4 protein-coding genes are annotated in these 3,681 nt (G+C 29.1%); 1 reads left to right on the top strand and 3 read right to left on the bottom strand.

The genetic code is table 11. From position 1 onward, the window contains the following. The 3 genes from ABY298_RS15470 to ABY298_RS15460 form a co-directional block, all read right to left on the bottom strand. Window positions 1-285 (bottom strand): PleD family two-component system response regulator (locus tag ABY298_RS15470; protein ID WP_372746951.1); only part of this gene is annotated, 285 nt, incomplete at its 3' end. Between the two features lie 57 nt (window positions 286-342). Continuing rightward, complete coding sequence (locus ABY298_RS15465; RefSeq protein WP_372746950.1) at window positions 343-1,608, bottom strand: ATP-binding protein; 1,266 nt, start codon at window positions 1,606-1,608, stop codon at window positions 343-345. Between the two features lie 84 nt (window positions 1,609-1,692). Beyond that, entirely contained in the window at window positions 1,693-2,547 is an 855-nt protein-coding gene (locus ABY298_RS15460; RefSeq protein ID WP_372746949.1) for a ChaN family lipoprotein, read from the bottom strand. A 136-nt stretch (window positions 2,548-2,683) separates the two neighbouring features. Here ABY298_RS15460 and ABY298_RS15455 point away from each other — a divergent pair. Further along, on the top strand, window positions 2,684-3,681 hold a 998-nt coding region (locus ABY298_RS15455; protein WP_372746948.1), incomplete at its 3' end, for an aminopeptidase P N-terminal domain-containing protein.

Raw genomic sequence — 3,681 nt, 5'->3', positions numbered from 1 at the left:
ATCCATTCCTTTTCTTACATCTTTTATTTCTGTTTTTGCAGACATGAATATAAAAGGAATTCGCTTTGTATTTTCATCTTCTGAAAGAATTTTTAACACATCATACCCATCTAATTCAGGCATCATAATATCACAAACCACAATATCTGGCAACATTATTTTTGCTAATTCCGCGCCTCTTTTTCCATTTGCAGCAGTTACTACTTTATAGTTTTCCAACTCTAAAATTTCTGCGGTAGTTTCTCTTAAAACAGTATCGTCTTCAATAATTAATATTGTTTTCATATGTAGCCATTTTTTATTTTTATAGGTCTATTGTAAATGGTATTTCTTTATTGGTGTTTATAGTAACAAATCTGATTCTTGGTTATTAAATTCTTCTTCAATAGTTGGTAATTTTACAATAAATGTTGTTCCTTCATCTTCCACACTTTCAAAAGAAATTGTTCCATTTAAACTTTCTAAATGACCTTTAATAATATTTAAACCAATACCTGTTCCTTGGTTTGTTAATGCGTTTTCCGCTCTAAAATAACGTTCAAAAATATGTTTTTGATCTTTTACGGGAATTCCAATACCATTATCTTTAATTTTAAACACAAAACCTGTGTCATTCGCTGTAATATTAAAATCTATAGTAGTATTTTCTGATGAATATTTTATGGCATTATTAAGTAAATTTCCTAAAACTAAATCAAGTATTTTTTCATCTTGATAAATACTTATATCATCAATATTTTTTGGGTAATTAATGTGCTGCCCGCTTTTTAACATCATGTTTGCATTGTAAACCACCTCGTTTACTACTTTGCTAAGTTTAAAATGAGAAAATTTATATTTTACCTTTCCAGAATCTAAACGTTCTACAGATAAAAAATCATTTAAAATTCCATCTAAGTACTGCACTTTATTTTTAATTGTTTGCAAATGTTTTTCTCTTTTATCTTGGGTTTCAGTATTTGTATATCGCCCTATTAAAACAGCTGAATTTAAAATTCCGCTTAACGGTGTTTTAAACTCATGCGATACTAGGGATAAAAATTTAGTTTTTAATTCGTTTAATTCTTTTTCTTTTTTTAGTGCGTTTCTTAACTCTAGCTCAGCTTTTACTCTTTTATCTATTTCACTTTTTAAATTTGCTACTGTTTTATTTAATTCATTTGTTCTTGTTGAAACTTTATTTTCTAACTGAGTATTAAGTTCTATAATTTTATCTTCTGTTTTTTTCCGTTCGGTAATATCAATAATTATTGACATAATATAGGTTTTACCTTCAATATTAAAAGGATTTAAACCAACTTCTACAGGAAAATTATCTCCATTTTTTTTAACACCAAAAAGCAATCTGTTTTTCCCCATTTGCCTTTTTGACGCTTTGCTTGCATAAAAAGAGTTAAAATGACCACCATGCGCTTGGTGGTGTTTTGTAGGAATTAAAATATTTAAATGCTGATCTACAATTTCGTTTTTATAATACCCAAACATATCTTCAGCGGCAGAATTGGTAGCAACAATAGTTTGATTTTCATCTACTACCACTACTCCTTCAGACACTGCTTCAAATAGAATATTAAAAACAAAATCGTCTTTTTGAAACAAACTAGGCAATACAATATTTTTTAGTTATTAGTAAATTCGAAAGTACAAAAAAAATGGGAGGTCTATATATGAACACCTTAATTTTTTACAAAACTAATACGTTTTCGTCATTGTATCAGAAACCACAATAATAAAATCAGCCTTTAATTTATTTTCTTTGTGTAATTTTTTAACATTTTCTTGTTCAACCACACTAACAGTAACAATTTTTAAAATTGGAGATTTTTGCTTTAAATACCAGTAAATTCCTTCAAAATCATCGGAATGATAAGAACCATTGTAATGTAAAAACAACTTATTTTTTTGCCAGTTTTTTAAAATAAAATAAGCCATTGTAGCATCTTTAATTGCTTGTGCTTTTGGTAAATTATCGCCACCATGACCGCCCATCATTGCTTTCATTTTTACATAACCTGGTAAATTGGCATCATAATTTATTGGCAAAGGTGCAATCCATGTTTTTTCTTCAACAGAAAGGGAATCTAAGGCTTCAAAACCACCTTTATAAACTAAACTAGCGTAAGATCTTGGAATATTTGTTGCTATAAATTGTAACTTATTTGCTTTTGCAAAATCAACCAAGGGTTTATAATCCGTTTTATAATTACTCCATAATCTGGCTAAAGTATCCAACCCTTTTTCATTAATTTCACCAGACAAATAGTTGTTTAGCGGCAACTGGTTATCTGCTTCAAACATTTCCGCTCCTAAGGTTAATTTTCGCAATTTATGCAAATCTTTGGTTGCCTCTAACTGTAACCAATGTACTATTGCATTGTTGTGATATTCACCAAATAAAACAACATTAGCCTTAGCCATAGATTTAACCATTTTTTTATACGAAACCTTACTTCCTTTTGCATTGTACAATTTATATGCAGGTTTATTTTGAGAGAAAAGCATTGTTGAAATTAGTACAATTGCAATAGATAGTATTAGTTTTTGCATAAATAAAAATGGATTTAATGAGGCTTGGTTTTCAACAAATTTATAACTTTGTTATTAAATAATCCAAATAAAATCTTATTATGAAACAAGCAAATTGCTTTTTACCTAAATAAGAAATTAATAAAAATCACTTAAAATGAAATACCTTCCAATAAACAATCAACTATTTATTAAAAACAGAGCAAAATTTACTGCTCAAATGAAACCAAAATCTATTGCAGTTTTTAACTCAAATGATGTTTTTACAACAGGTGCAGATAGCACATTACCATTTGAGCAAAGCAGTGATTTGTTTTATTTAAGCGGTGCCGACCAGGAAGAAAGTATTTTGTTGCTTTTTCCGGATGCCATTGAAGAAAAGCATCGTGAAATTTTATTTTTAACTGAAACCAATAAACATATTGAAATTTGGTATGGTGCAAAATATTCTAAAAAAGAAGCTACCGAAGTATCTGGAATTAAAACTATTTACTGGTTATCTGAATTTAAAAAAATATTTTTTGAATTAATGACCGAGGCCGAATCTATATACTTTAACACCAATGAGCATTATAGACAATCAGTAGAAATAGAAACGCGTGAAGACCGATTTATAAAACAATGTAAAAACGATTTCCCAGCACATAAATGGGAAAAAAGCAATCAAATTTTACAAGCTATTAGAGGTGTAAAAGAACAAGAAGAAATTGACATTATGCAAACTGCTTGTGAAATTACAAATAAAGGTTTTAGAAGAATATTGCCTTTTGTAAAACCTGGCGTAATGGAGTATGAAATTGAAGCAGAATTTATGCATGAATTTTTAAGAAACCGATCAAAAGGTTTTGCATACACACCAATTATTGCATCGGGTTACAGCGCCTGCGTTTTACATTATATAGAAAACAATAAAGAATGTAAAGATGGCGATATGTTGCTATTAGATGTTGGCGCAGAATATGCAAATTACTCTAGTGATATGACCAGAACAATTCCTGTAAACGGTAAATTTAGCGATAGACAAAAAGCTATTTACAATGCCGTTTTAAGAGTTAAAAATGAAGCTACAAAAATGTTGGTTCCGGGAACTTTTTGGGCAGAATATCAAAAAGAAGTTGGAAAAATTATGACTTCGGAACTATTAGGTTTAGGATT

The organism is Lutibacter sp., from assembly GCF_041596795.1.
GTDB lineage: Bacteria > Bacteroidota > Bacteroidia > Flavobacteriales > Flavobacteriaceae > Lutibacter.
Note: the sequence above shows the minus strand (reverse complement) of the source record. Positions and strands in the feature narration are given on the sequence as shown.

Excerpts from the sequence above, each read along its gene's own strand:
- ABY298_RS15460 (WP_372746949.1), bottom strand. The coding sequence starts at position 2,547 with ATGCAAAAACTAATACTATCTATTGCAATTGTACTAATTTCAACAATG.